The organism is Mesorhizobium sp. WSM4809 (assembly GCF_055811655.1).
In genome coordinates this window covers 56,990-82,880 of record NZ_JBVVQW010000010.1, presented here as the reverse complement: position 1 = coordinate 82,880, position 25,891 = coordinate 56,990, and the positions used below count along the sequence as shown (strand labels likewise).

The following is a 25,891-nucleotide window of genomic DNA, read 5'->3' as shown; positions in this document are numbered from 1 at the left end:
GTCCGCCGGCTCCGGCAAAACACGCTTCCTCAGATTAATGGCCGGCGCGCTTCACCCAGCCCTTCCCAGCCGGCGAGCCGCTTGAGCCCTTCATTGTCGGAAACCACGCAGCCGCCGTCGCGCCAGACGATCAGCTTGCGATCCATCAGCTTGCGGATCGTCTTGTTGGTGTGAACCAGCGACAGGCCAAGCGTATCGGCGATGTGCTGTTGCGTGATCGGTATCTGGACGGATTGGTTGCCATTCAGTCCGACAACCTTGGCGCGGCTGCCGATGAAGGCGATGAGATAGGCAGCGCGCTCGATCGCACTGCGGCGCCCGAGGCTGAGCAGATTCTCGTCCAGCATCCGCTCTTCACGCGATGCGATCCAGGTGATGTCATAGGCCAGCCCGGGATGATTGCGGTACAGCTCATGCAGATATTCGCGCTCGAAAACACACAGCAGCATCGGCGACAGTGCCTCCACGGAATGCTGCATCTCGCCCATCACACTGCCTTGCAAGCCAATCAGATCACCGGGCATGAGATAGTTGAGGATCTGGCGGCGGCCGTCCAGCAACAGCTTGTAGCGAAACGCCCAGCCGGAGAGCACGGTGTAGAGATGGGCGCTATGGCTTCCCTCCACCAGCACCGTGCCACCCTTTTCGACTGCGAGTTCGCCCTTCTTGAATTTGCTGATGAAGGCCAGTTCCTGTTTTTCGAAATCGCGAAAAATCGGCAACGGCCGCAATGGGCAGTTCTCGCAAGGATATTGGCGGCTGGAGAAAGCGCTATTGTTCTGAACCGACATTTCGACCCCCCTTCGAAAGCCGCTCTTGGAGAGCGCGTTTCAACGCGTTGCAAGGATTGAGGTTCCGCCTGCTGGGCCACATGTCTTTTTTAAATGACAGCAAGCGAATTAGCGATCATGACTCCGGCGTTTCAAGGAGTCTTTGCCTGTGCCCACATTGCTTGACGGATTGCGGATTCTGGTCCTGGAGGACGAATTTCTGATCGCCATGGACGTCGAGCAGCTTTGCCGCGACCATGGCGCCGATGAGGTGGTGATCGCCCGTGACCTGACCGAGGTCGATGGCCGCGAGGTCGCCACGCGATTCGATGCAGCCATTGTCGACTTGATGCTGGGCGGCGCCTCAACCATCGATTTCGCCTCCGGGCTGCGCGCGGCAGGCATACCTTTCGTGTTTGCGTCGGGCTATTCGGATGTCGATGAAATCAAGGCATCGTTTCCGGGCGTCAGGCTGGTTGGCAAACCCTATTCGGGTGAAGACCTCGTGCAAGCAGTCGCCGCGGCCTGCGGACGCGCTTGAGACACGATCGCGGTCAGCTCGCCGGCGAGCTCGTTACCTGGGCCGAAATTGCGTCCGGACCATACTCGTCCTCGCCTGATATTTTCAGGATCTCCTGCAAGCGCGTACGGGCTCGGCTGACGCGGCTCTTGATCGTTCCCACCGCGCAACCGCAGATCTCGGCGGCCTCCTCGTAGGAGAAACCAGATGCGCCGATGAGGATGATGGCTTCGCGTTGGTCCTCCGGCAATTGCTCCAGGGCGCCGCGAAAATCCTTCAGGTCGAGTTGGCCGTGCTGGGCCGGATGAACGGCAAGCCTGGCCGTCATGATACCGTCGCTGTCCTGCACTTCGCGCCCGCGCTTGCGCATCTGCGAATAGAACTCGTTGCGCAGGATGGTGAAAAGCCAGGCCTTGAGATTGGTGCCGGGCTGGAAGCTCTCATGCTTGTCCCAGGCCTTGACGAGCGTTTCCTGGACGAGGTCGTCGGCTTTGTCGGCATTTTGCGTCAGCGACACGGCGAACGCGCGCAGACTTGGGATTGCCCCAAGCAGATCGGTCTTGAAGCCTTGTGAGACCGCGGCCATGCCTCAGTCCTTCTTCTGTGCGGGTTCAGCCCGTTCCAGCTGGCTAAGCAACTGGGAAAAGCGATCCGGCACATCGTCGGAGACCAGCGCGTCGTAATATTGTTTGAGTTTGCGTCCGATTTCGGAGTTCGGCCCAAGAGCATCACCAGAACCATTCCGGCGCCTGCTCTCGGCGCCAGCCAGAATATCTTTCGTCATATCCTTCATTTTGCCCTTGTATTCCCAGCGCTCAAACCGCTCTTATCATACTCAACACAACGCAAGCGGCGCCCTCGTCTGGTTGCCCATCCCGACCCCAAACGCCCCTCCCCGGTATTTGTTCCGTCGAGGCGGAACTTTTTCTAAAAATCCGCGTTATCGTCAGGGCTTGCAGTCAGCTACGCATTCACGTCATTCTGAGGGAGACGTCTTACCATGAGCTTATCCGCCACCATCGCACCACATCTGCCCTTCCTACGCCGCTTCTCGCGGGCTGTTTCCGGGTCGCAAGAGAGTGGTGATGCGCTGGTAGCCGCGATGCTCGAGGCCATCATCGCCGATATCGAGATATTTCCCGAAGCATCGAGCGACCGCATCGCGCTGTACAAGGTTTTCGCCAAGCTATTCACATCGGTCGCCATTCGCGTTCCACAGGAGCAGGCGCAATCGGCGTGGGAACAGCGCACCGCCGCCAATCTGAATGCGATCGCGCCGCGGCCCCGTCAGGCCTTCCTCCTCGTGGCTGTCGAAGGCTTCAGCGAGGACGAAGCGGCTGAGATCCTCGACGTCGGCGACCAGGAGTTTTCAGAGCTGCTTGCCCAGGCGAGCAACGAGATATCCCGTCAGGTGGCAACCGACGTTCTGATCATCGAGGATGAACCGCTGATCGCCATGGATATCGAAGAAATGGTAGAGAGCCTCGGGCACCGCGTCGTTGGAACGGCGCGCACCCATGCCGAGGCCGTGATGATGTTCGGCAAGACACGGCCGAAGATGGTTCTGGCCGACATCCAGCTTGCCGACGGCAGTTCCGGCATCGAGGCCGTGAACGAGATCCTGTCATCGACGTCGGTGCCGGTCATCTTCATCACCGCCTTCCCCGAGCGCCTGTTGACTGGCGAGCGGCCGGAACCAGCCTTCCTGGTCACCAAGCCGTTCAATCCCGACATGGTCAAGGCGCTGATCAGCCAGGCACTGTTTTTTGACCGGCAGGCGAAAGCAGCAGCATAGTCGCGAATTGAGGAGTGGAGGAATTGAGGAATTGAGGAATTGAAGGCGATAGCCTCGCTCGCCGATTTCTCCAGATCATCAAAATCGTCAATTCATCAATTCCTCAATTCTTCAATTCTTCACTTCGGGCCGCCTGATCCACGCATCGGGCGGTGAGGGCGAATTTCCTGCGCGTCCGGCTGCCGAACGAATTGCAAGCTCGGTCTTTTTCGGCAAAGGGTGGGAACAAACCGCAACCACCCACGTTTTTATCGCATCATTCGAAGGAGATGCATCATGCTTTACTGGGCGCTCGTATTTCTCGTCGTTGCGATCATCGCCGGCGCGCTTGGTTTCGGTGGCATCGCCGGTACATCTGCCGGCATAGCGCAGATATTGTTTTTCATCTTCCTCGCTTTCCTGGTCATTTCGCTTCTTGCGGGCCTGTTCAAACGGGCTTCGTAAGGACGGACGGCCGAACACTGGAAGCCGCACCCCTCAAACGGTTTCCAGCCACCGCCGGGCGGTGTCCTTCAAAGGACGCCGTCCGGCGGACCGTTTTTTGGCGGCGGGTTCGGGAAACCTCTTTGGAACCCATTCACCGGTGAGCCGTTCAGCCTGAATTGGGTGGACAGTTTGGCCGATGAGTTCCAGGACCGGAAACAGGAAGGACGACGTGCAAAGCGATGAAGTCATCGCCCTCCATCCTGCCGAAAGCGGCATGCAGCTCGGCCGCGCCCTTCTGCATGCGTTGCACAATGCCGGCATTTCCGTTCTCTACCAGGATCGCGAGATGAAAACCGTATGGGCGCGCAACATGCGTGCGCCCTGGGTTTCGGACACCGCCGACAGCATCGGTATTCTGCCGGAGGCGCAGGCCGACCGCATCGGCGCGGCCAAGCGCGACGTCATTGCATCCGGCAACCCCCAACGTCTCGAGATCAGCGTTCCCGTCGAGGATGGCAGCCGCTGGTTTGAGGTCTGGATCGATGCCGATCACGGCGACGGCGGCACGGTGCAAGGGGTCGTCACCACGATGGTCGAGACGACCGAGCAGAAGCGCCGTGAGCAGACCCTGACGACTCTGTTGCGGGAGGTGAGCCATCGCTCGAAAAACCTGCTGGCGATCATCCAGAGCATAGCCACCCAGACCGGTCGCTACTCCGACAGCATCGGCGATTTCCTGACACGTTTTCGCGGCCGGCTGCAATCGCTGGCTTCGTCCCAGGATCTCGTGACCTCTTCCAACTGGCGGGGCGCCGCACTTCGCGAACTCGTATCGGGCCAGGTGGGCCGCTACGGCGGTGATCCGGTTCGCAGCCTGCGGTTTCAGGGGGCAAACCCCTATCTCAATCCCAACGCTGCCCTGCATATCGGCCTTGCGATGCATGAACTCGCCGTCAATTCGGTGAGCTATGGCGCCCTGTCGCGGCCCGATGGATTCGTCAATGTTACAGCCAACCTGACCGCCGCCGACACGGGAACCTCCCTGTCGCTGATATGGGCCGAGGCAATCGGAGCCAGTGATGTCAGGCGTAGCGAGAAGCGCTTCGGCAGTGTCGCACTCGAACGGGTCGTGCCGGCGTCACTGAACGGAACGGCGACGCTCGAAATCGCGGCTGGCCGTCTCGAGTACCGCCTTGTCGTTCCGCACGGCAATTTCGAGACGGATTGAGCGACCCGAGCTTTCTTAACCAGCTGTTCACCATAAATGCAGATGCTGTTTTTCCCAGATACCGCTGGAACCTGTTGCATCACCGAACATTTCCGCAGCAGGATTTGCAGCATGGTGCGGGAGGAATGCCTTGACGGTTGTCGACATGAACAGACTGGAGCAGGCCGCCCGGATTTCCATGGGCGAGTTTGAGGACTCCGAGTCATCCGCGCCACCGCTGGCCCCTGTCCCCAACGGAGCCTTGCGCCTTGTTGCGTTGGCCTTGGTGGCGGTGATCATGGTGGTCGCCCTGTACCAGCTGGTCTATTGAGGCCAGCTCGTTTCGGCCGGCGACAGAATCAATTGTCGCCGTCTTAGTTACTGCCGGCCCAGCGAGCCAGGAACTTTGGCTGATGTAGACCGTTACTATGGCGAGAGGACTTTCCCGCCATGGAACATATCGCTGCATTGCTGCTGGTCATCGGTTGCTCGAACACGATGGCCGACTGCCGTGAACTCCAGGTGCCCGTCAGCATTTTCGCGACCGCCGAGCAATGTGTGGCCGAGCGCCCATTCGTCTTGGGCGACGTGCAAGGGCAGGCTGATCACATCGTCGCCAAATGTCTTGCCGTCGATCCGGTGCTTGAAGACGACTATGATCAGATCGTCTGGAACGTGCGCGCCGATGGTACGCTTGACGCTTCTTTGGCAATTTCCAGCCTGGTAATGGCGTCGAACGCGGCAGGCCCAGAAAAAGACTATCTTCACCAACAATAGATTGCAGCAGCAAAGGCCGTCATTTCATGCTAAATGGCAGCTGGAGCTTTACCAAGTGAGGACAAAAAGTGAGGAGTGACTCTATGCGGAAGATGATTATTGCCCTGGTTGCGGTGGTTGCCGTCAGCGGCTGCACCTCGACCGAACAGGACGTGGTTGGCGGCGGCTTGATCGGCGCCGGTGTCGGCGGCTTGGTCGGCGGCGGCAAGGGCGCGCTGATCGGCGCGGCCGTTGGCGCCGGTTCCGGCCTGCTGGTGCGCAATCTGCGCAACGGCTATTGCCAATATCGCGATCATCGCGGCCGGATCTACACGGCTCGCTGCAACTAATTCGGCGATAATCGAAACGTCGATCCGGAGGCTGGTCCGCTGGCCTTCGGATTTTTCATGTCCGGCGCTTGATCCTTTTCGGGAGAAGGTCGCGCTCAATTGGCGAGTGGAATTTTGATTTCCACGTTCAGCCCATTGGCCTGGTAGTCGCGCTTGATCGTACCGCGTAATTCGCGCGTCACGTTGAGATCGATCAGCTTGGTGCCGAAGCCGGTTTCGGCGGGAGCTTCGAGTTTCTTCTGCCCGTTTTCGCGCCAGTTGAGGGCCAGCGTCCTGTCGCGCCCACGCCCTTCCAGAGACCAATCCACTTTCAGTGCCCCCACGGAATTGCCGGCTTCGCCGTATTTCAGCGCATTCGTCGCCAGTTCGTGGAAGGTCAGGCCGAGCGCTTGCGTCGTGGTTTCGTCAAGCAGCACCTGCGGCCCTGACAGCAGCCCCTCGGGCAACTCCTTGCCGAACACCTGGCCGAGTTCGATGCGCAAGAGATCGCCAAGATCGGCCTTCTGCCAGCGAGAGCGCGTCAGCATGTCCTGGGACGCTGCCATCGCCTGCAGCCTGGCCGAGAAAGATGCGGAAAACTCGTTGACGTCGGTAGCCCGCGATGCCGTCTGGCGCGCGATCGCCAGCACCCTGGTGATCGAATTCTTGATGCGATGCTTCATCTCCTGCAGCATCAGGTCTTTTTCGATCAGGCTCTTTTCCGTGGTTTCGTGCAACCGCGACGCCGCCTCATAGGCCCGCTCCTGATATCGCGCCACCAGCGCGATGGCGCCCGCCAACAGCAGGCCGAATAGCCCCAGCATCACCGGAATGGCGCGCGACGACGGCTGCGAGAAGGCGCTTGTCGGCCGGAACAGGACAGTCCATGGCCGTCCGGCGACGATGATCTTTCGGGTGACCAGCAGCCTGTCGCCGAAAGTCGAAGCTGGCGGCGTCTCCGACCGGAACAGCAGATTGTCGCCGCTCACGGCACCATCGCCGTCATAGATTTCGGTGTTGACCGGCAGTAGCGGCGACCGGCTGAGCGCGGTCTGGAACAGATCGCGAGCCCGGAAGGCCGCATAGAGAAAACCTGATGTCGAGGATATCGAAGCATTGATGACGTCGGGAGCGGTTTCGACATTGAGCCGCACGAAAACGAAGAAGCCGGTGAACGTCTGCGAGGCGCCCGTGTCCTGGCCCAGCTGCACCAACCCGCTGGCGTGCTGCTGGTCGTCGGACATCGCCTTTTCGATCGCCACACGCCGCATCGGTTCGCTGAACATGTCGTAGCCGATGGCGGCTTGGTTGGATGGATCCAGCGGTTCGAACAGCACGATAGGGGTACGCCAGGGTTGCGTGGTATCCGGGTAGATTGGATGACTGACGCCATAATCGTGCAGCATATCGCGTTCGACCGTCGCCTCGTCGCCCGTCTTTGCCAGCCTGAGGAAACCGATGCCGCGCAAGCCGGCGAAATTCTTGTCGACATCGAGCGCGTTGAAGAACGCCTTGAACTCATTGCGAGAAATATCGCCATTGCGGGCGTCGAACAGGGCCTGCGTCGAGCGCAGCAGCGACAGATGCAGGTCGATGCGGCTCTCGATCCGGTTGAGCGCGTCGTCGGCAGTCGCCTCGAACTTGATGCGCGCGGCTTCCTGTGTGGCGAAATAGGCGAAACCTGCCATCACCATGCTGATTAGTGCGACGGCGATAAAGGCGATGATCGGGAAAAGCTTCTTCAACGGATCGTGCGGTCCCTGAGCGATATCGGACCTTTATGGGCAAGTCGCCGTGCCAACACAATGCCAAGGCCAAGCCATCCTTACGGCTGGCATATCACGTGTCCGGCAACCGCGAGCTGGCTTGATCTCAGGCCGCGATCTTCAGCGCGCCCGGTCCTGGAATGGCGCCCGGCGGGCATTTGCCAAGAATGATCATCCCCAGCACCTCGTCCTGGGTGACATCGGTGGTGCGGGCGGTGCCAACGACCTGGCCGTTCTTCATGACGCAGACCCGGTCGGCAAGCTCGAACACATCGTGGATGTCGTGGCTGATCAGGAAGATGCCGATGCCATCGGACTTGAGCTGCTTGACCAGTTCGCCGACCTGCGCCGTTTCCTGCGGACCAAGCGCCGCAGTCGGCTCGTCCATGATCAGGATGCGGGCGTTGAACAGGATCGCACGCGCGATCGCCACCGATTGCCGCTGGCCGCCCGACAGCTTGATCACCGGCTCCTTGAAGCGCTGGAAGCGGGGATTTAGCCGACCCATCACCTTGCGCGCCTCGGCCTCCATGGCAACGTCGTCGAGCGTACCCCAGGCGGTCATCAGCTCGCGGCCGAGGAACAGATTGGCGGCGGCGTCGACATTGTCGGCCAACGCCAGCGTCTGGTAGATCGTCTCGATGCCGTATTTCTTGGCGTCGCGTGGATTGGAGATCGATGCCTCCTCGCCGTTGACGAAGATCTGGCCCGAATCGCGCTTGTAGGCGCCGGACAGGATCTTGATCAATGTCGACTTGCCGGCGCCATTGTGGCCGAGCAGCGCCACGACCTCGCCGGGGAAAAGATCGATCGAGGCGTCGTCGACGGCGCGGATGCCGCCAAACGCGATCGAGATGTTCCTCATGTCGATCAGCGCGGTGGCTGCAGGAGCAGTCTTGTCATTCATGGCATGCCCTCCTAGACGCGCTTGCGATAGACGGTGTCGAGCCACACGGCGATGACCAGTACGGCCCCGACGACGATGCTCTGCAGCGGCGAGTCGACGCCGAGCAGCACCATGCCGGACTGCAGCGACTGCATCAGCAGCGCGCCCAGCATGGCGCCGATGATCGTTCCCGATCCGCCGGCAAGCGACGTGCCGCCGATCACGGCGGCTGCAATGACGAGCAGTTCGTCGAGCGTTCCAAGCACGTTGGTGGCCGAATTCTGCCGGGCCGAGGAGATCGCCGCGGCAATCGTGGCCAGCACGCCCATGATCATGAACACCTTCATGGTGATCCATCGCGTGTTGATGCCGGCGAGATTAGCCGCCTCGGGATTGCCGCCGATGGCGAACACATAGCGGCCGAAACGGGTGCGGTTGGTGATGAAGGTCATCACCAGCCCGACGGCGACAGCCATCAGCACCGGTATGGCGATACCGTGGGCGATGAACAGGCCGCCTTCGGGAACGGTGATGTTGTTGGCGGCCGCATATCTGTTCACGATGCCGATCGGCCAGGGGTAGGAGTTGGCGAGCCAGACCGCACCCATGATGGCGCCGCAGGTGACGACTCCAAGCAGCGCCTCGGCCCAGATCGGACGTAGCGGAAACCGGAAACGCTTGCGCTGCACCCGCCCGTTGAACAGCCCAAACACCACGGCGAGGCAGGCGACGATCCCAACGATCCAGCTCCAGGTCGCGCCGATCGATCCCGCCGGCCCACCGCCCATCAGCTGAAAAGTGGCGTTAAGCGGCGCCACGGTCTGGCCTGAAGTGACCCACCAGGCGGCACCGCGCCAGACCAGCAGGCCGCCCAGCGTCACGATAAAGGCGGGCACTTCGAGATAGGCGATGACGAAGCCTTGAAAAGCGCCGATCAACAGGCCGAGCGCCAGGCCGATGACCAGTGCCAGGACCCAGATCCACGGGTTGCCGAGTTCGAGCCCGACAAAGCGCACCAGGAAATGCACCTGGGCAAATCCCATCACCATGCCGATCAGGCCCTCGGCGGAACCGACCGACAGGTCGATGTTGCGCATGACGATGACCAGCACCATGCCGCAGGCCATGATGGCAACCGCGGACGTCTGCACCGACAGGTTCCACAGATTGCGCGGCGTGAGAAAGGTGCGGCTGTCGAAATCGAGCGGATTGACGCCAAGGCGCAGGCTGGAAATGACATGCAGCCCAATCCAGATGACCAGCAGCGCGCCGATCATGCCGAGCATGCGGGTGTCGATCTCGGTCGCCTTCAGGAACCGGGCGACGGCGCCGAGTTCCGACGCGCGCGCCGTATCGGTCTGCGGGTTTGACGTCGTATCGGTCATGGTTTCCTCCCACCGGCTGGCCGTCTGACGCGCATGCCGGAGCCCAGCCTAGAAGCTATCCGCATGATGCGGAAACAGAATTCTTTGAGAAAACGCCGCGGCTTTTGGGCCGCGGCGTTCAGATATTTCAAAGTGGTACGGATCAGTTGCAGGCCGCCACGGTGCCGGCGGCGACACCCGCGCAGACTTCGTCCTTCTTGATCCAGCCGGCGTCGATGACGACGTTGAGATTGTCCTTGGTGATGGCAACCGGGGTCAGGAACAGCGACTTGACGGTGTTGCCGCCCGGCGTCGTGAAGTCCTTGGCGCCGGCGATGTCGCTCGTCTTCTTGCCGTCGGCCAGTTGCGAGGCGATCTCGGCGGCATTCTTGCCGAGCTCCCGCGCGTCCTTCCACACCGACACGGTTTGCGTGCCGAGGGCGATGCGGTTCAGCGCGGCGTGGTCGCCGTCCTGACCCGAGACCGGCACGGTGCCGGCCAAGCCTTGAGCCGTCAGCGCCGCGACGACGCCACCGGCAGTGCCGTCATTGGCCGCGACCACCGCGTCGACCTTGTTGTCGTTGGCGGTCAGGAACTGCTCCATGTTCTTCTGGGCGTTGGCGGGCAGCCAGCCATCCGTGTAGGCTTCGCCGACATTCTTGATCTTGCCGCTGTCGATGGCTTCCTTGAGCACTTCCATCGAGCCCGAGAACAGGAAGTCGGCATTGGGATCGGCACCGGAGCCCTTGATGAAGACGTAGTTGCCTTCCGGCTTGACCTTGAACACTTCGCGGGCCTGCATGCGGCCGACTTCCTTGTTGTCGAAGGTCAGATAGAAGACGTCCTTGTTCTCGATCAGCCGGTCATAGCCGACGACCGGAATGCCTTCGTCCAGCGCCTTCTGCACGGCCGGGCCGATGGCCGAAGCGTCCTGCGCCAGGATGATCAGGGAATTAGCGCCCTGCGAGATCAGGCTTTCGACATCGGTAAGCTGCTTGCCGGGATTGGACTGCGCATCGGCGGAGATGTACTTGTCGCCAGCGGCCTCGATCGCCGTCTTCATGGCGGCTTCGTCGGTCTTCCAGCGTTCTTCCTGGAAGTTGGACCACGAAACGCCGACGACCTTGTCCTTCGCCTGCGCGACAGACGCGAGCGTCAGCGACATGGCGGCACCCGCCAGGATGGCGGCCGTGAATCTTTTCATATTATCCTCCCTGCGCCGCGTATGGCGCGACCAAACTGACCCGAGGGCCGGCACAGAGGCTCTATTTTTTCGAGCCTCGAAAAAATACTGGGCCAACGCCCGAACGCTGTCAACATCGATTCTGATGGATTTTGATGTCATTTCGAGTTTTTTTCGAGTCTCGGAATAAATAAATGACACGGCCTGCAGCTTCTGCCAGTATTTACCGGCGTCACCGACAGCGTTCCAGGGGCAGGAGGAACCGCGGCGACCGGGAGGATATGAAAGAACATGTCGGTCGGAATCCGCCACGACGATCTGCGCCGCCGCAACCGCGCCATGGTGATCGCGGCAGTGCGCCGCGCCGGACAGCCGTCGCGAACCGAGATCGCCGCGACCACAAGCCTCAGCCATTCGACCATCTCGGCGATTTCAGCGGACCTGATCGTCGAAGGCATCCTGACCGAAAGCAAGCCGAGCGAGGCCGGCTCACTCAAACGCGGCCGGCCGCAGGTCGGCCTCAGTCTCAATCCGGAAGCGGCCGCGGTAATGACCGTGGTGCTGTCGCTGAACTTCCTCTCCGTCGCCGTCATCGACTATGCCGGCCAGGTAATATCCGAGGAACAGCGCCGGCTGGACACGCTGACGATGTCGCGCGAGTCGCTGATCGGGGAATGCACGGCCATCGTGCGGCGCCGCCTGGCAGATCCCGACCTGGACGTGCGCAGCATCGCCCGCATCGCGCTGGCCATCCAGGGCATCACCGACACCCGTGCCCGCGCCATGCTGTGGTCGCCGATCACGCCGCACACCGACATCGCCTTCGCTGACATATTCGAAGACCAGTTCGGCATCCCTGCCATAATGGAGAACGACTGCAACATGATGGCGGTGGCGCTGCGCTGGCGCGACCCCGATCGTTACCGCGACGATTTCATCGCTATCCTTTTGTCGCACGGCATCGGCATGGGACTGGTGCTGAAGGGCGAATTGTTCACCGGCACCCATTCTTCGGGCGGCGAATTCGGCCACATGATCCATCGGCCGAACGGCGCGCTATGTCGCTGCGGACGGCGCGGCTGCGTCGAAGCCTATGCGGGCAATTACGCCATCTGGCGCAACGCCAGGCAGATGGGCGAGGATGCAGAACCCGTTGCCGATGTCAGCGACGCCGACATGCGCGCCCTGGCTGCCGCGGCCCGCGAAGGTGACGGACCCGAACGGGAAGCCTATCGCAAGGCCGGCGAAGCGCTCGGCTACGGCCTCGGCAGCCTGTTCGCGCTGATCGATCCGGCGCCGGTCGCCATGGTCGGTGTCAGCGCCGCCGCCTTCGACCTGATCGAGCCGGCATTGCGGCAAGCGATTGCCCAGACCGCCGGCGGCCAGCATTCCAAATCGATTTCCTTCGACACCGAGCCGAACGAACTGCCGCTGATCCGCGAGGGCTGCGCCATGCGGGCGCTGATCTTCGTCGATCAGGAGATTTTTGCGCCGGGCGTGCAGGCGAGATCCGGTTTCGGCGGCAAGAACGTGGCGTGAGTTCAAACGAGGGAGTTCAGTCCTCTCGGATGGCGTATCCGGCCCCACGGATCGTGCGGATGACATCAGGCATACGGCCATTGTTGACCGCCTTGCGCAGCCGGCCGACATGCACGTCGACCGTGCGCTCGTCGATGTAGATCGTCTCGCCCCAGACATTGTCGAGCAGCTGGCTGCGCGAGAACACGCGGCCTGGATGGCGCATCATGAATTCGAGCAGGCGGAATTCCGTCGGCCCAAGCCGGATCTCGCTCTTCTTGCGATAGACACGGTGCGACTCGCGATCGAGCACGATATCGCCGACCTTTAGCACGCTGGACAGCACTTCCGGCTTGGCCCGGCGCAGCAGCGCCTTGACCCTGGCCATGAACTCTGGCGTCGAGAAGGGCTTGACCAGATAGTCGTCGGCGCCGGTCGACAGGCCGCGCACGCGGTCGCTTTCCTCGCCTCGCGCGGTCAGCATGATGATCGGCAGCCGCTCGGTCTCGGGACGCATTCGCAGGCGCCGGCAGAGTTCGATGCCCGAAACCGCAGGCACCATCCAGTCGAGCACCAGAAGATCGGGAACGTTCTCCTGCAGCCGGATTTCGGCCTCATCGCCGCGCGTCACCACCTCGACCTGGTAACCTTCGGATTCAAGATTGTAGCGGAGCAGCACGCCTAGCGGCTCCTCATCCTCCACCACCATGATGCGTGGTGCGATCATCGGCTGGTCACCCCTGTTATGCCGCTGGCGCGGACATTGCCGTCTCGTCCTGCTTCGGACGATTGGCTGGCAGCTGCGTGCCGGTCAAAACATAGTAGGCATTTTCGGCGATGTTGGTCACGTGGTCGCCGATCCGCTCGAGGTTCTTGGCGCAAAACAACAGGTGCGTGCACGCCGTGATGTTGCGGGGATCTTCCATCATGTAGGTCAGCAGCTCGCGGAACACCGAGGTGTATTTGACGTCGATGCGTTCATCATTGTTTCTGAGCGTGGCAAGCGCTGCCGCGTCAGCGGCGGCATACTCGTCGACGACCCCCTGCACCTGGATCAGCACCAGCTGCGCCATCGCGTCGATCGAATGCGAAAGATCGTGCGGCGTGACGCTCAGCCCGACAGTGCCGACGCGCTTGGCGATGTTCTTGGCAAGGTCGCCGATGCGCTCGAGGTCGCCGGCCATGCGGATCGAACCGACCACCGCACGCAGATCGTTGGCCATTGGCTGGCGCTTGGCGATCAGCGTGATGGCGCGATCGTCCAGCTCGCGCTGGCGGGCATCCATGATGGCATCGTCGGAAACCACGCGCTGCGCCAGCGCATTGTCCGAATTGAGCAAAGCCTTGGTCGAGCCACTGACCATCGAGCGGGCGAGATCGCCCATGTCGCGGATCAGCTGGCTGATCTGCTCCAGATCCTCATCGAAAGATGCAACGGTATGTTCACCCATGATCTTCGTCCCTCATATGCCTGAGCTCAGCCGAACCGGCCGGTGATGTAGTCCTGGGTGCGTTTGTCGTCGGGGGTGGTGAACATCTTGTCGGTGGCGCCCTCCTCGACCAGATAGCCTAGATGGAACATCGCGGTGCGCTGCGACACGCGCGCTGCCTGCTGCATCGAATGGGTGACGATGACGATCGTATAGTTCTGGCGCAGTTCGTCGATCAGTTCCTCGACGCGAGCAGTGGCGATCGGATCGAGCGCCGAACACGGCTCGTCCATCAGGATCACCTCGGGCGACACGGCGATGGCGCGTGCAATGCACAGACGCTGCTGCTGGCCACCGGAAAGACCCGTGCCAGGTTCCTGCAAACGGTCCTTCACCTCGTTCCAGATTGCCGCCTTCTTCAGGCTCGACTCGACGATCTGATCCATGTCGGCCTTGCGCTTGGCCAATCCGTGGATGCGCGGGCCATAGGCGACGTTCTCGTAGATCGACTTGGGGAACGGATTGGGTTTCTGAAACACCATGCCGACGCGCGCCCTGAGTTCGACGACATCGATGTTCTTGTCGTAGATGTCTTCTTCGTCGAGCGTTATCTTGCCGGTTACCCGCGCGGAATCGATGGTGTCGTTCATGCGGTTGAGGCAACGCAGGAAGGTCGACTTGCCGCAGCCGGAGGGGCCGATCAGCGCCGTCACCTGATTCAGGCGGACGTCGAGATTGACATCGAACAGCGCCTGCTTCTCGCCATAGAACACGCCGACCTTGTCGCCGCGCATTTTGATCACTTCGTTCGACTTGGCGTTCATCTTATCGCCCACTGCGTTTTCAAGGGACTGTTCGGTCATGATGTTCATACCAAAATGCCTTTTTTCTACCAGCGCCGCTCGAACCGACGCCGAAGCACGATCGCGGTGATGTTCATGGCCATGAGGAAGACGAGCAGGATGATGATCGCGCCCGACATGCGCTCGACGAAGGCGCGTTCGGCCTCGTTCGCCCACATATAGATCTGCACCGGCAGCGCGGTGGCCGGATCGAAAGGCGTCGTCGGTGGATCGGCGACGAAGGCGACCATGCCGATTAGCAGCAGGGGCGCGGTTTCACCGAGCGCACGCGCTAGACCGATGATGGTGCCGGTGAGGATGCCGGGTGCGGCAAGCGGCAGGATGTGCTGGAACACCATCTGCATCTTGGAGGCGCCAAGACCGAGAGCCGCCGAGCGGATCGACGGCGGCACCGCGGCAAGTGCAGCGCGCGTCGCGATGATGATCGTCGGCAGCGTCATCAGTGTCAGCACCAGGCCGCCGACGAAAGCGGCGGAGCGCGGCATGCCCAGGAAATTGATGAACACCGCGAGGCCGAGCAAGCCGAAGACGATTGACGGCACCGCTGCCAGATTGTTGATGTTGACCTCGATAAGGTCGGTGAAACGGTTCTTCTTGGCGAACTCCTCCAGATAGATGGAGGCGGCGACGCCGATCGGTAGCGCCAGGAGCAACACGATTACCATCATATAAAACGAGCCGATGATCGCCACGCCCATGCCCGAGGTTTCCGGGCGGCTGGAGGCGCCGTAGGTGAACAGGCCGCTGTTGAAGTGCTCGGCCATCGCGCCCTCGGTCTTGAGCTTGTTCATCCAGGTGATCTGCTGGTCCGAGACCTTGCGTCGCGCTTCCTCGACACTGAGGTCGATCTGGCCCTTGAAAGCCGAGTCGAGATTGGCGGCGGCGAGGATGTTGACGTTGCGTGTCGTGCCGATCACGGACGGATCGGCGGCAACGATGTCGCGCAACTGGACGCGGGCGCCTTCCGACAGGAAGCCCTTGAGCTTCTGGATCATCGGCTTGTCATCAGGAGAGATGCCGAGCTTGGCCACAAGCGCGTTTTCGGCGAGCTTGGGATAATTTGCCTTGATCAGAACGCTCGGATCGGTTGCACGCTTGCCGGAAGGATCGATCACCTTCTCGTCGAACGAGATCGGCAGTGATACCGTCGTCTGCCAGAAGGCGGTGTAGCCTTTCGAGACGATGGTGATCAGCATGATTGCCAGGAACGCCAGGCCTACGGAAATCGCCACGACGCCATAGATGCGGAAACGGCGTTCGGCGGCGTAACGGGCCTTCAGGCCGATGTCGCGGCGCGGATGGGCCGCCGCCCTGACCATCGTATTCATGGAAATGTCGGTCATTCGTACTGCTCCCGATATTTGCGCACGATGTAGAGCGCGACGATGTTCATCACCAACGTCAGCGCGAACAGCGTCAGGCCGAGTGCGAAGGCGACCAGCGTCTGCGGCGAATTGAACTCGAGGTCGCCGGTGAGCTGGTTGACGATCTTGACGGTGATGGTCGTCATCGCCTCGAACGGGTTGATGGTGAGGTTGGCGGCGACGCCCGCCGCCAGCACGACAATCATCGTTTCGCCGATGGCGCGCGAGGCGGTCAGCAGGATGGCGCCGACGATGCCGGGTAGTGCAGCCGGCAGGATCACCCGCTTGATCGTCTCGGAGCGGGTCGCGCCGAGGCCAAGCGACCCGTCGCGCATGGCGCGCGGCACCGCGGTTATGATGTCGTCCGAAAGAGAGGACACCACCGGGATCAGCATGACGCCCATGACCAGGCCGGCGGTGAAGATGCTCTGGCCCTGGATGAAGGGCGAACCGCCGGTCAGCGCCGCGGACAGGTCGCGCAGGAACGGCCCAAGCGTGACGACGGCGAAGATGCCGTAGACGATGGTCGGTATGCCGGCCAGCAGTTCAAGCGCCGGCTTAACCACCGAGCGCACCTTGGGCGTTGCATACTCGGCCATGTAGACAGCCGACATCAGCCCGACCGGCACCGCAACCAGCAGCGCGACGGCGGCGATGTAGAGCGTGCCCGCAAGAAGCGGGATCAGGCCGAATTGGCCCTGGCTGCCGCCCGAACCGGCAGCGGCAAAACGCGGATCCCAGACGGTGCCGAAGAAGAAACTCATCGGCGAGACGCTTTCGAAGAAGGTGATCGTCTGGAACAGCATCGAAAGCACGATGCCGATGGTTGTCAGGATGGCGATGGTGGAGGCGGCAAGCAGCCCCCACAGCATCAGCCTCTCGACATTGTTGCGTGCCCTGGCGCGCGGCTCGATCTGCCTGAGCGCATAGAAGGCGCCGGCGATCGAGGAAACGAGAATGACAATGGCGCCGAACAGGCCGAGCCGGTCCTGGACCTTGTTCGCCTCGACGGCGATCGGGATCATGTAATCCTGCGTGTCGCTCGCCAGTGCCACACCCTTGGCGGCGAGCAGCGGCTGCAGCTCGGCAAAGCTGGCAGGCATTGCGGCCAGTGTGCCTGCATCGAGTTTGCGCAGGCCCCTGGCGAGGCTCTTTACCAGGCTGACATCCAGTGCCTCACTGGCAACCTTGCTGTCGACGGTGCGCTCGGGCAAGGCAGTGTGAATGTGTCGGTCAAGATAGACGGAAGACCCGACGGTCCAGACGGCAAGCAGCAAAAAAGCAGGCAGAACGGCGAGCAGGAAGGCCCACCAGCCATGATAGTGGGCGCGCGAATGCGGCTTGACCTTGCCATTGTCGTGGGCCGCGGCACGTTGCCGACCGATGAAAAAGGCAACCAGGCCGACGGCAACGACGATGGCCAGTACGAGCAAGGACGACATGGACCCACCCCAAGAGAAATTCTTACGCAGCCGCCATTGCGGCCTGCGATGAAACCGGGGCGCGGGATTTGGCCCGCACCCCGGTTCGGCAGCTGATTACATCGACTTTCCGGCGGCGAAAGCGTCACGCTGGGCCTGACGCTCGGCATCCGAAGCAGCAACGAGGCCGTATTCGGCGAGCGGGCTTTCCGGGCCAACCATCTGGTCGTCAAGGAAGAACTCGACATATTCCTTGAGGCCGGGAACGACGCCCAGATGCGCCTTCTTGACGTAGAAGAACAGCGGGCGCGAGACGGGATACTTGCCGCTGGCGATCGTCCCGGTCGAAGGCACGACGTCTTCCACGGTGGCGACCTTCAGCTTGTCGGCATTGTTCTCATAGAAGGCGAGGCCAAACACGCCGACGCCGGTCTTGTTGGAGTCGATGCGGGCGAGCGTCTCGGTATAGTCGCCATCGATGTCGACGGCCTTGCCGTCCTTGCGGATGGCGATGCAGGTTTTGCCGATTTCCTTGTCGTCGGCAATGCCGGCGGCCTTGAGAGCAGCCTTGTCACAGCCGGCATCGAGAAGCTTGGTCTCGAACACTTCGCGCGTGCCGTGCTTTTCGCCCGGAATATAGGCGGCGATGTCCCAGTCGGGCAGCTTCGGATTGACCTGGCTCCACTTGGTGTTCGGATTGTCGACGAGCTTGCCGTCGACGACCAGCTTGGCCGCGAGCGCCTTGTAGATGTCGGCGGGAACCAGCGCCCAATCCGGGCCCTTGATGTCGGTGGCGAAGACGATGCCGTCATAGCCGATCCGGACTTCCTGGACTTCCTTCACGCCGGCGTCGGCGCAGGACTTGAGTTCGTCCGCCTTGATCGGACGCGACGAATTGGCGATGTCGATCGTGTCTTCGCCGACGCCCTTGCAGAATTCCTTGATGCCCGCGCCGCTGCCGCCGGATTCGACGACCGGGGTCTTGAAGTTGGTGAATGTTTCGCCGAACTGCTCGGCGACGATCTTGGCATAAGGTAACACTGTCGATGATCCGGCGACCTGGATCTGGTCGCGCGCGGCGGCGAAGCCGGACGTCGCGGCGAGCGCAAGCGCAGCGGCCGACGCCGTATAGAGGAATTTCTTCATGTGGCCTGCTCCTGTTCGGAAGATGGTCTCTCGGCGCTCGTCAGTCGGCGCCCGCTGAGGCCAATAGCCTTCGATTATAACAGTCGCATGACAGTTTGATGTCACCCCGGTAACGCGTCATCGGGATGAGCAGAATGCCGCCTGGCCGGCACTCCCGACGCAGCCCCGCTTTGTCACCGGAATCAGGGACTTGCTCGATTCGGTCGAGGCTGGCCGGCGATTTGGGGATCAGCCGGCCTTTATGAAGAAAAGCCGGACGGGAGCGCGTTGCTCTCAGCCAGACGGTGTCGTGGCCGGGCCATCGCCGAAAACAGGTCCGTTGGGGTAGGTTGACGCTGTCTCATGCCGGCGGTCGCTGCTCCCGCCCGTAACTGGGAAGAGCGGAATTCGAATGTCGCTATTGTCTCGGCTGGATGCCGCCTTTCATATGGTGCGATCGCACCATAGTCTTGGCCGCTGACAGGGGCGCGAATCTTCGCCGTATTCCCGGTACTCGGGCAGAGCCGGCCTTACCCGGCGTTGCGCTGCGCCTGCCGGCTGGCGCCGACCCAGCGCTCGACCTTCTCGAGCAACGCCCGGGGACTGATCGGCTTGGGCAGATAGTCGTCCATGCCTGCCTCCAGGCAGCGCTCGCGGTCGCCCTTCAGCGCATGCGCGGTGACGCCGACGATCGGCACATGCGTGCCGGTTTCTTCCTCCAGCCGGCGAATGGCGGCGGTTGCTTCGAGACCGTTCATCTCCGGCATGGAGACATCCATCAGGATCATGCACGGGTTCAGCCGGCCGAAGGCGTCGAGCGCCTTGCGGCCATTGCCGACGATCTCGAAACCATAACCGGTCTCGCCGAGGATCTGGGTGAACACCATCTGGTTCACCTCATTGTCCTCGGCCACCAGGATATCCAGCCTGTCGCCGCCAGCCGCCACCGGTGGCCGGGGGCGAATCGAAGGCGGCTGCAGCAGCGCCCGCTGTTCGGACGGTGCCGAGGGCTGCGTCCGCATCACATAACCCGTAGCGACGTCGGCTGCGAGCGGCTGCGCGTCGCTGCCGCTCGTGTTGTGGCGATGCCGCTGGATGGTGGCGACCAGCGTTTCCAGCAGCACCGAAGAGCGCGCCGGCTTGATCAACTGGGCATCGATGCCGAGATCGCGATAGCTGGTGTTGGCGAGCGACTGGTCGACCGAGGTCAGCATGATGATCGGCGTGCCGGCAAGGCCGGCGGTGTTGCGCACGATCCGCGCCATTTCGGCGCCGCTCATTCCAGGCATCTGGTAATCGAGCACGACGCAGTCGACCGGGACGCCATAGGCGGCGGCGGCGATCAGCACCCTGAGGCCTTCTGCGCCACTTTCGGCAGCGCAGGAATCGAACGTCCACGACGTCATCTGCTCGGTCAGGATCGCCCTGTTGACGGCATTGTCGTCGACAATCAGCACACGCGCACCGGTCACGTCGATCGGCATGATGCGCTGTCCGTTCTGCTGTCCGGCCCTCGGCAGCGTCACCGAGAACCAGAAAGTCGAGCCCTTGCCTTCCGCACTTTCGACCCCGATATCGCCGCCCATCAGCTCGACGAGCCGCGAGGTGATGGCGAGGCCGAGACCGGTCCCCTCGTGTCGCCTCGTCGACGAGGTGTCGACCTGGCTGAATTTCTCGAACACCAGTTTCAGTTTTTCCTCGGGGATACCGATACCTGTATCGGTGACCGAGATCGTCAGCTTCGTTCCGGTTGGAGCCCTCTCGCCGGTGACGTCGACCAGCACATGGCCTTCATCGGTGAATTTCACCGCGTTGCCGAGCAGGTTGGTGACGATCTGTCTGATACGGCCGACATCGCCGACGAACAGGCTCTCGAGCCGAGGCTCGACACGAACGATCAGCTCGAGGTCCTTTTCCTTGGCACGTGTCGACACCAGCGTCGCCACATCCTCGATCGCCTCGGCCAGATTGAAGGGCGCCGGATCGAGCACCAACTGACCGGCATCGATCTTGGAGAAGTCCAGGATGTCGTTGATGATGGTGAGCAGCGCATTGCCCGATTTCACGATGATGTCGGTAAACGTCTTCTGCTTCGGGTCGAGGTCCGATTTGGCCAGCAGTTCGGCCATGCCGAGCACACCGTTCATCGGCGTACGGATCTCATGGCTCATATTGGCGAGGAATTCCGACTTGGCGCGGTCGGCGAGCACGGCGCGCTGACGCGCTTCGCGTAGTTCCGCCTCTCGCATCTTCAGCTCGGTGATGTCGGTGGTCGAGCCGATCAGATAGAGCGAGCCGTCGGAGGCGATCATCGCGCCCTTGCGGGCGAATTGATGCCTGACGCTGCCGTCGGCCAACGTCACCGTCTCTTCGACCTCCTGGGTTTCGCCGGTGCGCAGCACGGCGAGGTCGCCATTGACGAAAGCCTCGCCATCGGGCCCGAAAATCTCGATGTCGGTCTTGCCGATAGCCTCTTCCTTGCTGAAGCCCGTGAGATCGCACCAGCCCTTGTTGACATAGAACTGCCTGAGATCGGAGCGCTTGGCGTAGATCGATACCGGCACGTTGTCGATCAGGCTGCGGAACACCTCGTTCTCGCGCATGCTCTCTTCCAGCGCACGCTCGCGCGCCTTGACGTCGGTGATGTCGGTGCTCGAACCGACCAGATGCACCGACCCGTCCAGCGTCACCAGGCGGCTCTTGCGCGTCATCAACTGCCGAACCGTGCCGTCGCGATGGGTGACGGGTTCCTCGACCTCCCTGACGGCGCCCGTCACGGCGACTTGCGTGTCGTCATGGCTGTAGCCATCGGCGTCCTGCGCACCGAACAACTGCCGGTCGGTGCGGCCGATGACATCCTCCTTGGTCAAGCCGGTGATCGCGCACCAGGCCTTGTTGACGAATTCGATGCTCAGGTCCTGCGCCTTGATGAAGGCGGCCACCGGCAACTCGTCCATCACGTGCCGGAACAGGTCGATCTGGCGCATCGAATCGCGCAATGCCGCCTCGCGGCTCTTGATCTCGGAGATGTCAACGCGAACACCGATGAAGGTGCCATCATCGGTCCGCATGTCGTAGACCTGGTGCCAGCGGCCGTCGGGGTTATGACGCTCGTAGCAGGAATTGGGCAAGCGGTAGCGGGCGAGGATCGCATCCAGCCAGCGGTCATGGTCGCTGTCGTAGAGCTGGTCGACTTGTGGATCGCCGCTGTCGCGGAAATAGCCGTTCGCATGGCCCAGAACGAGTGCCTCGCGGAATGTGCAGCCGGGCTGCCATGCCGGCTTCAAGGCCGGCAGCGTATCCTGGATCTTGCGGTTGGCGAAAACGAACCTGTCGTCGCGATCGTAGATGATCACGGCGGCCGGCAAGGATTCCAGCACGCTGGCGAGATGCTTGCGCGCATCCTGCGCTTCCGTCTCGCGGCGCTTCATTTCGGAAATATCGAACAGGAAGCCGGCAACATAGTTGCGGCCGCTGGCCATGCCGACGCGGCTCTTCCTGACGATGCGCGATCGGCTGGCGCCATCGACCTCGAAATTCTCTTCCACTTCGTACGGCCGCCCGGTCGCAAGGACCTCACCTTCGCTCTGCTCGAAAAGCGCGACAGCGTTCGCTGGGAGGAAATCGCCGCCGGGCTTGCCGAGCATGGCTTGCGGCGTCTGGCCAAACAGAGCCGCGAACGCCTCGTTGACGAAGACAAAGCGCAGATGGTCGTCCTTGACGAAGATCGGATCCTTGACGGCGTTGATCACCGCCTCCGCCAGCCGCGCTTTCTCCAGCGCGTCGGCAAGTTCGGCCTCCCGGTTCTTCATGTCGGTGACGTCGACATAGGAGATCAGCCGCTTGCCGCCGGCCAGCGGCGCCATCGACGATATCAGCGTGCGGCCGTCATTGCGCGGGAACTGCCGCGCCGCGGCGATCCCGGCCCTGATTTCCGCCTCGCGCTCGGCGATATGCCGCTGCCATGATGCATCGTCGGCACCAAACGGATCGATGTCGCGGCTGGCGTCCATCAGATCGCGGAAGCTGCAGCCGATCTCGGCGCGCCGGGCGTCGATCTGCCAGAAATCATAGAAAGCACGGTTGATGATCTCGGTGCGCATATCGGCGTCGAGGACGAGGACACCGATCGGCATCTGGTCGACCATGGTGCGGAGACTGGCGAAGGTCTCGGCGATCTTGGCGTTCGCGCTTTTGATCTCCGCATCGCGTTGCTTGATCTCGGTGACCTCATAATAGGTCAACAGCCGCTTGCCGCCTGACAGCGCCGTCACCGAGAACATCATCGTCCTGCCGTTGGCATGGACAAATTCGCGCGGCGCGACGGATCCGGCGCGAATCTCCTCGAGACGAGTGGCAAGGTAGCGCTGCCATTGCCGTTCGTCGATGTCGCCATAGATGCCGCTGCGGCGGTTGAGCTCCATCAACAGGCTGAACGGAGCGCCGACGCCGACAGCGCCGTCCGGAATCCTCGAGAGGTCGCGATAGGCCTTGTTGACGATCAGCGTGTCGAGCCTGGCGTCGAGGAGCACGACGCCCATGTGCATGGCGTCCATCGTCCGCTCGAGGTCGGCCAGATGCTGGTCGGGCTCGCCGTCGGCCGATGGTTCCGGCCCCGGACCATTGAAGGCGCCGGCCAATGCCGTGACGTTGCGGCCGATTCCGCGATAGCCGGCAAATCTTCCTTCGTCGTCGAACTTCGGAAAGCCTGATGTCAAGACCCAGCGACAGTCGGCGCTGCCACCCTTGAGTTCGTAGACGAAGTCGCGAAAAGGCCGGTGCGCCTGCAGATCCTCCAAATGCGCGGCGCCACTACGATCGCCGTTCAGGACCTGATTGAGGAAGTCGAAGCGGAACCGGCCAAGCACGTTTGCCGGATCGATGCCGGTGGCTGCCTGGTAATTTTGCGAGAGCCAGGAGAAGCGCAGTTCGGCGTCGGTCTCCCAGACCCAGTCGGAACCGGCTTCGACGAGTTGGCGAAGCGCATCGTTCGAATCCATGCAAGAGGCGGACGATGATGCATCATCGCCTTGCGCTGTGGATCTGCGAGGCCCGCGCTTGCCGCGCGCGCCGATTGTTTCGTCCGCTTCCGCCATGCCGTTCCCACCCCGAAAACCAAGGCCGAACCCTCCTCCGCGGTTCGTCGGCGGAATGTGCCCGTGAAGCATTAAGGATCCGCTAACCTTAACGGTCGGTTAGACAGGATTGCGCGGCACGGTCTGCTTCATTCCGCCCGGTTGTCGGCGGGGTCGAACCCGCTATATAAGCAACGGCAGGGGTATTGCTGATGCTTGGACGGATTGTGCCTTTTTTCATGGGGCTAGCGCTGCTTTTCGGCGGCGGTTGCTCGCGCAGTTATGACGGCACGGTCGTCATCCCGAGGCCGCTCGATGTCCGGCGCTTCTGGGACCGGCCGCCACCGAATGTCGACTATGGGCAAGCCGAGGTCGAAAACGGCGCTTTTCCGGTGGCGCCGCAGCCGCCCCGGCGTTTTTCCGAGCGCAAGGTCAGCCATGCCGCACCGAAACGGCACCAGACGAGGTTGCCTGCGTCGGCGTCCCTATCGGCGCCGGCGAAGTCGCTGACCTGCAGGAACATCAGCGAGCCTGGCAAGAGAGCTCGCATGGTCTGCGATTAGATTGGAGCTTGGTCCTAAAAGCGGGGTTCGGTCAAACAAACACGATCCGCGGATAGCTCGGCGAACGGGCTTTCACAGGGAAGCAGCGCCTTTTTTCGGCTCCTTCGCTCCGAGCTTGTCGAGTGCAAGACGAACCTGGCGCAGATCTTCCTGCCAACCGTCATCGTCGTCCATTGGACCCTCCGAGGCAGCCCGCTGCAACCCACGCGCCTCGGATTCGATCTCGCGCAGTTCGGCGATTTTCTGTTCGGTGGTCAGCGAGTCGTCTTCGACGATCTCCAGCACCCGCATTTCCCTGAACGTAGCCATGGCGTTCCTCCCGGCTGATGTCGATCACAACGCCGTGAGCGCCCCTCTGTTCCAGACGGATCGCGCAGCCGCATAGCAGCAGGCACGCCGCCGCCGGTGATCGCAAATCGGGGAAGACCGGCGATCATTCGGCCGGGAAAAATGCCGGGCCGACCAAGCGCACCAGCCGCTCGCCGGCCTCGATCGAAAGGTGCTGGGCGGCACCTGGGGCTTCGGCATCGATCCCGGGGACGGCCGCAACCGTGCCGAGATCCGGCTTCGCCGTCGGCAACGGAATAATGGCGTTGCGCATGTTGGCGGGCGTCACGGTCCTGGCTCGCAGTTCGGTGACCCGCTGGTAGTAGCGCTTGACGTCGCATGCCTTGAAATTCGCATCATCGCGATATCTGAAGGCTGCCGGCAGCTCGGTATAGGGTTTGCGCGTGTCGAGCGCGGTCATCTGGTCGGTCTCGAGGCTGGCGTCGTTCAACGTGTAGAGGTCGACGCCGGGGTCATCGCAGATGTAACGGCATTGATCGACCGTCTCCTTCAGATCGCCGCTGGCGGCGAATTGCGACTTTGGCGCCGGGAAGAAATATCCGTCCGACAGACGCACGCAAAACAGCATCGCATTGCCGGCGAACGTGGTGCTCGCCGATTGGGTGCTGGGCGCGGCGCGCACAGGCCGTTGCTTTGCCGAAGTCGCACAGCCAAGCGCGACGAGGCGCGCCTGCAGGCCCGCTGTGTCGCGGCCCGAATTCCCAGCGGCAGCAATCCGGCGCTGCACATCCGAGCGGCTCCTTGCGAGATCGGCGCAAGCGTTGAAGAGACCACCAAGCGAACTCTTCGCCGTGCACTGGCGCTGTCTCTCGATAGTCTGGATGGCTGCAAGTTGCCGGCGAAACTGGGCAAGCTCCGGGCTCGCCCCGCCGCTGCGGCCAGCCGAAAGCAACTGGCTTCTGATCGCGCCGCAGCTGTCCGCGTAGGACGAAAGCGTACCGAACAACACTGCCGCCAGCGAAATAAATGCGATCACCATGGAGGGCCAGAAACGGATCATCGGGACAACTGGTCCTTTTTGCGGAGAACCTGGAATTTAGAGTCCATGACTTCAGCAAGATTCGGCTACATGAGTAATTCCTAATAATCTAACGAATTTCGACATGAATGACCTATTGTCTATTGTACTACGTCACCTCATGTAAATTCGATATTACATTTTTATTTCAAGATTGAGACGAA

25 protein-coding genes are annotated in these 25,891 nt (G+C 61.9%); 8 read left to right on the top strand and 17 right to left on the bottom strand.

Annotated features, from left to right (window positions below; genetic code table 11):
- Positions 1-29 precede the first annotated feature (29 nt).
- A complete protein-coding gene (locus AC0L24_RS22945) occupies positions 30-791 on the bottom strand; it encodes a Crp/Fnr family transcriptional regulator (RefSeq protein ID WP_127269632.1) in 762 nt (253 codons plus the stop codon).
- Positions 792-999: 208 nt separating this feature from the next.
- On the opposite strand from AC0L24_RS22945, the gene AC0L24_RS22940 reads away from it, so the two are divergent.
- Entirely contained in the window at positions 1,000-1,311 is a 312-nt protein-coding gene (locus tag AC0L24_RS22940) for a response regulator (RefSeq protein WP_164748877.1), read from the top strand.
- 13 nt (positions 1,312-1,324) lie between these two features.
- Here the strand turns inward: AC0L24_RS22940 and AC0L24_RS22935 are convergent, their stop codons facing one another.
- Together AC0L24_RS22935 and AC0L24_RS22930 are read right to left on the bottom strand one after the other, a co-directional pair.
- A complete protein-coding gene (locus tag AC0L24_RS22935) occupies positions 1,325-1,876 on the bottom strand; it encodes an RNA polymerase sigma factor (RefSeq protein ID WP_013529285.1) in 552 nt (183 codons plus the stop codon).
- 3 nt (positions 1,877-1,879) lie between these two features.
- Positions 1,880-2,083 (bottom strand): NepR family anti-sigma factor, encoded by a 204-nt coding sequence (locus tag AC0L24_RS22930; protein ID WP_127269630.1) that lies wholly within the window; start codon positions 2,081-2,083, stop codon positions 1,880-1,882.
- A 207-nt stretch (positions 2,084-2,290) separates the two neighbouring features.
- On the opposite strand from AC0L24_RS22930, the gene AC0L24_RS22925 reads away from it, so the two are divergent.
- The 3 genes from AC0L24_RS22925 to AC0L24_RS22915 all read left to right on the top strand — a co-directional run bounded on the left by AC0L24_RS22925 (position 2,291) and on the right by AC0L24_RS22915 (position 4,739).
- On the top strand, positions 2,291-3,085 hold the full coding sequence (locus AC0L24_RS22925; protein WP_023810997.1) for a response regulator: 795 nt from the start codon (positions 2,291-2,293) through the stop codon (positions 3,083-3,085).
- A 276-nt stretch (positions 3,086-3,361) separates the two neighbouring features.
- Entirely contained in the window at positions 3,362-3,529 is a 168-nt protein-coding gene (locus AC0L24_RS22920) for a DUF1328 domain-containing protein (RefSeq protein WP_013529282.1), read from the top strand.
- 178 nt (positions 3,530-3,707) lie between these two features.
- Complete coding sequence (locus tag AC0L24_RS22915; protein ID WP_164873774.1) at positions 3,708-4,739, top strand: sensor histidine kinase; 1,032 nt, start codon at positions 3,708-3,710, stop codon at positions 4,737-4,739.
- Positions 4,740-4,766: 27 nt separating this feature from the next.
- Here the strand turns inward: AC0L24_RS22915 and AC0L24_RS22910 are convergent, their stop codons facing one another.
- Positions 4,767-5,018: a hypothetical protein gene (locus AC0L24_RS22910; protein WP_164873773.1), complete on the bottom strand. Its 252-nt coding sequence runs from the start codon at positions 5,016-5,018 to the stop codon at positions 4,767-4,769.
- Positions 5,019-5,168: 150 nt separating this feature from the next.
- On the opposite strand from AC0L24_RS22910, the gene AC0L24_RS22905 reads away from it, so the two are divergent.
- Both AC0L24_RS22905 and AC0L24_RS22900 read left to right on the top strand, forming a co-directional pair.
- Positions 5,169-5,495 (top strand): hypothetical protein, encoded by a 327-nt coding sequence (locus AC0L24_RS22905; protein WP_127267715.1) that lies wholly within the window; start codon positions 5,169-5,171, stop codon positions 5,493-5,495.
- A gap of 83 nt (positions 5,496-5,578) precedes the next feature.
- The gene (locus AC0L24_RS22900) at positions 5,579-5,824 is read left to right on the top strand and encodes a YMGG-like glycine zipper-containing protein (RefSeq protein WP_023810994.1); all 246 of its coding nucleotides are present in this window, start codon (positions 5,579-5,581) and stop codon (positions 5,822-5,824) included.
- 95 nt (positions 5,825-5,919) lie between these two features.
- Here AC0L24_RS22900 and AC0L24_RS22895 read toward each other — a convergent pair whose 3' ends face one another.
- The 4 genes from AC0L24_RS22895 to xylF all read right to left on the bottom strand — a co-directional run bounded on the left by AC0L24_RS22895 (position 5,920) and on the right by xylF (position 11,023).
- Positions 5,920-7,548 (bottom strand): CHASE domain-containing protein, encoded by a 1,629-nt coding sequence (locus tag AC0L24_RS22895; protein ID WP_127809090.1) that lies wholly within the window; start codon positions 7,546-7,548, stop codon positions 5,920-5,922.
- A gap of 127 nt (positions 7,549-7,675) precedes the next feature.
- On the bottom strand, positions 7,676-8,476 hold the full coding sequence (locus AC0L24_RS22890; RefSeq protein WP_127267717.1) for an ATP-binding cassette domain-containing protein: 801 nt from the start codon (positions 8,474-8,476) through the stop codon (positions 7,676-7,678).
- 11 nt (positions 8,477-8,487) lie between these two features.
- Complete coding sequence (locus AC0L24_RS22885) at positions 8,488-9,840, bottom strand: sugar ABC transporter permease (RefSeq protein WP_127809089.1); 1,353 nt, start codon at positions 9,838-9,840, stop codon at positions 8,488-8,490.
- Between the two features lie 142 nt (positions 9,841-9,982).
- Positions 9,983-11,023: a D-xylose ABC transporter substrate-binding protein gene (xylF, locus tag AC0L24_RS22880; protein ID WP_013529274.1), complete on the bottom strand. Its 1,041-nt coding sequence runs from the start codon at positions 11,021-11,023 to the stop codon at positions 9,983-9,985.
- Between the two features lie 270 nt (positions 11,024-11,293).
- Here xylF and AC0L24_RS22875 point away from each other — a divergent pair, with 270 nt between their 5' ends.
- Positions 11,294-12,541 carry an ROK family protein gene (locus tag AC0L24_RS22875; RefSeq protein ID WP_127809088.1) on the top strand — a complete coding sequence of 416 codons (1,248 nt, stop codon included), beginning with the start codon at positions 11,294-11,296 and terminating at the stop codon, positions 12,539-12,541.
- A 16-nt stretch (positions 12,542-12,557) separates the two neighbouring features.
- Here the strand turns inward: AC0L24_RS22875 and phoB are convergent, their stop codons facing one another.
- The 7 genes from phoB to AC0L24_RS22840 all read right to left on the bottom strand — a co-directional run bounded on the left by phoB (position 12,558) and on the right by AC0L24_RS22840 (position 23,819).
- Positions 12,558-13,247: a phosphate regulon transcriptional regulator PhoB gene (gene phoB / locus AC0L24_RS22870; RefSeq protein WP_010911896.1), complete on the bottom strand. Its 690-nt coding sequence runs from the start codon at positions 13,245-13,247 to the stop codon at positions 12,558-12,560.
- 16 nt (positions 13,248-13,263) lie between these two features.
- The gene (gene phoU / locus AC0L24_RS22865) at positions 13,264-13,971 is read right to left on the bottom strand and encodes a phosphate signaling complex protein PhoU (RefSeq protein ID WP_127267720.1); all 708 of its coding nucleotides are present in this window, start codon (positions 13,969-13,971) and stop codon (positions 13,264-13,266) included.
- 26 nt (positions 13,972-13,997) lie between these two features.
- Positions 13,998-14,822 carry a phosphate ABC transporter ATP-binding protein PstB gene (gene pstB / locus AC0L24_RS22860; RefSeq protein WP_127267721.1) on the bottom strand — a complete coding sequence of 275 codons (825 nt, stop codon included), beginning with the start codon at positions 14,820-14,822 and terminating at the stop codon, positions 13,998-14,000.
- A 17-nt stretch (positions 14,823-14,839) separates the two neighbouring features.
- A complete protein-coding gene (gene pstA / locus AC0L24_RS22855; RefSeq protein ID WP_127809087.1) occupies positions 14,840-16,156 on the bottom strand; it encodes a phosphate ABC transporter permease PstA in 1,317 nt (438 codons plus the stop codon).
- Positions 16,153-17,619: a phosphate ABC transporter permease subunit PstC gene (gene pstC, locus AC0L24_RS22850; protein WP_127809086.1), complete on the bottom strand. Its 1,467-nt coding sequence runs from the start codon at positions 17,617-17,619 to the stop codon at positions 16,153-16,155. The genes pstA and pstC overlap by 4 nt, the downstream gene beginning before the upstream one ends.
- Before the next feature lie 96 nt (positions 17,620-17,715).
- Positions 17,716-18,744 carry a PstS family phosphate ABC transporter substrate-binding protein gene (locus AC0L24_RS22845; RefSeq protein ID WP_473564163.1) on the bottom strand — a complete coding sequence of 343 codons (1,029 nt, stop codon included), beginning with the start codon at positions 18,742-18,744 and terminating at the stop codon, positions 17,716-17,718.
- Between the two features lie 509 nt (positions 18,745-19,253).
- Complete coding sequence (locus AC0L24_RS22840; RefSeq protein WP_473564162.1) at positions 19,254-23,819, bottom strand: PAS domain-containing protein; 4,566 nt, start codon at positions 23,817-23,819, stop codon at positions 19,254-19,256.
- 191 nt (positions 23,820-24,010) lie between these two features.
- Between AC0L24_RS22840 and AC0L24_RS22835 the strand changes: the two genes are divergently transcribed.
- Positions 24,011-24,361 (top strand): hypothetical protein, encoded by a 351-nt coding sequence (locus AC0L24_RS22835; RefSeq protein WP_127809083.1) that lies wholly within the window; start codon positions 24,011-24,013, stop codon positions 24,359-24,361.
- 72 nt (positions 24,362-24,433) lie between these two features.
- On the opposite strand, the gene AC0L24_RS22830 is transcribed toward AC0L24_RS22835, so the two are convergent.
- Together AC0L24_RS22830 and AC0L24_RS22825 are read right to left on the bottom strand one after the other, a co-directional pair.
- Positions 24,434-24,670, bottom strand: a complete 237-nt coding sequence (locus tag AC0L24_RS22830) for a hypothetical protein (protein WP_013529265.1) — start codon at positions 24,668-24,670, stop codon at positions 24,434-24,436.
- Positions 24,671-24,794: 124 nt separating this feature from the next.
- Positions 24,795-25,709, bottom strand: a complete 915-nt coding sequence (locus tag AC0L24_RS22825; RefSeq protein WP_127809082.1) for a DUF2865 domain-containing protein — start codon at positions 25,707-25,709, stop codon at positions 24,795-24,797.
- Positions 25,710-25,891: the final 182 nt, after the last annotated feature.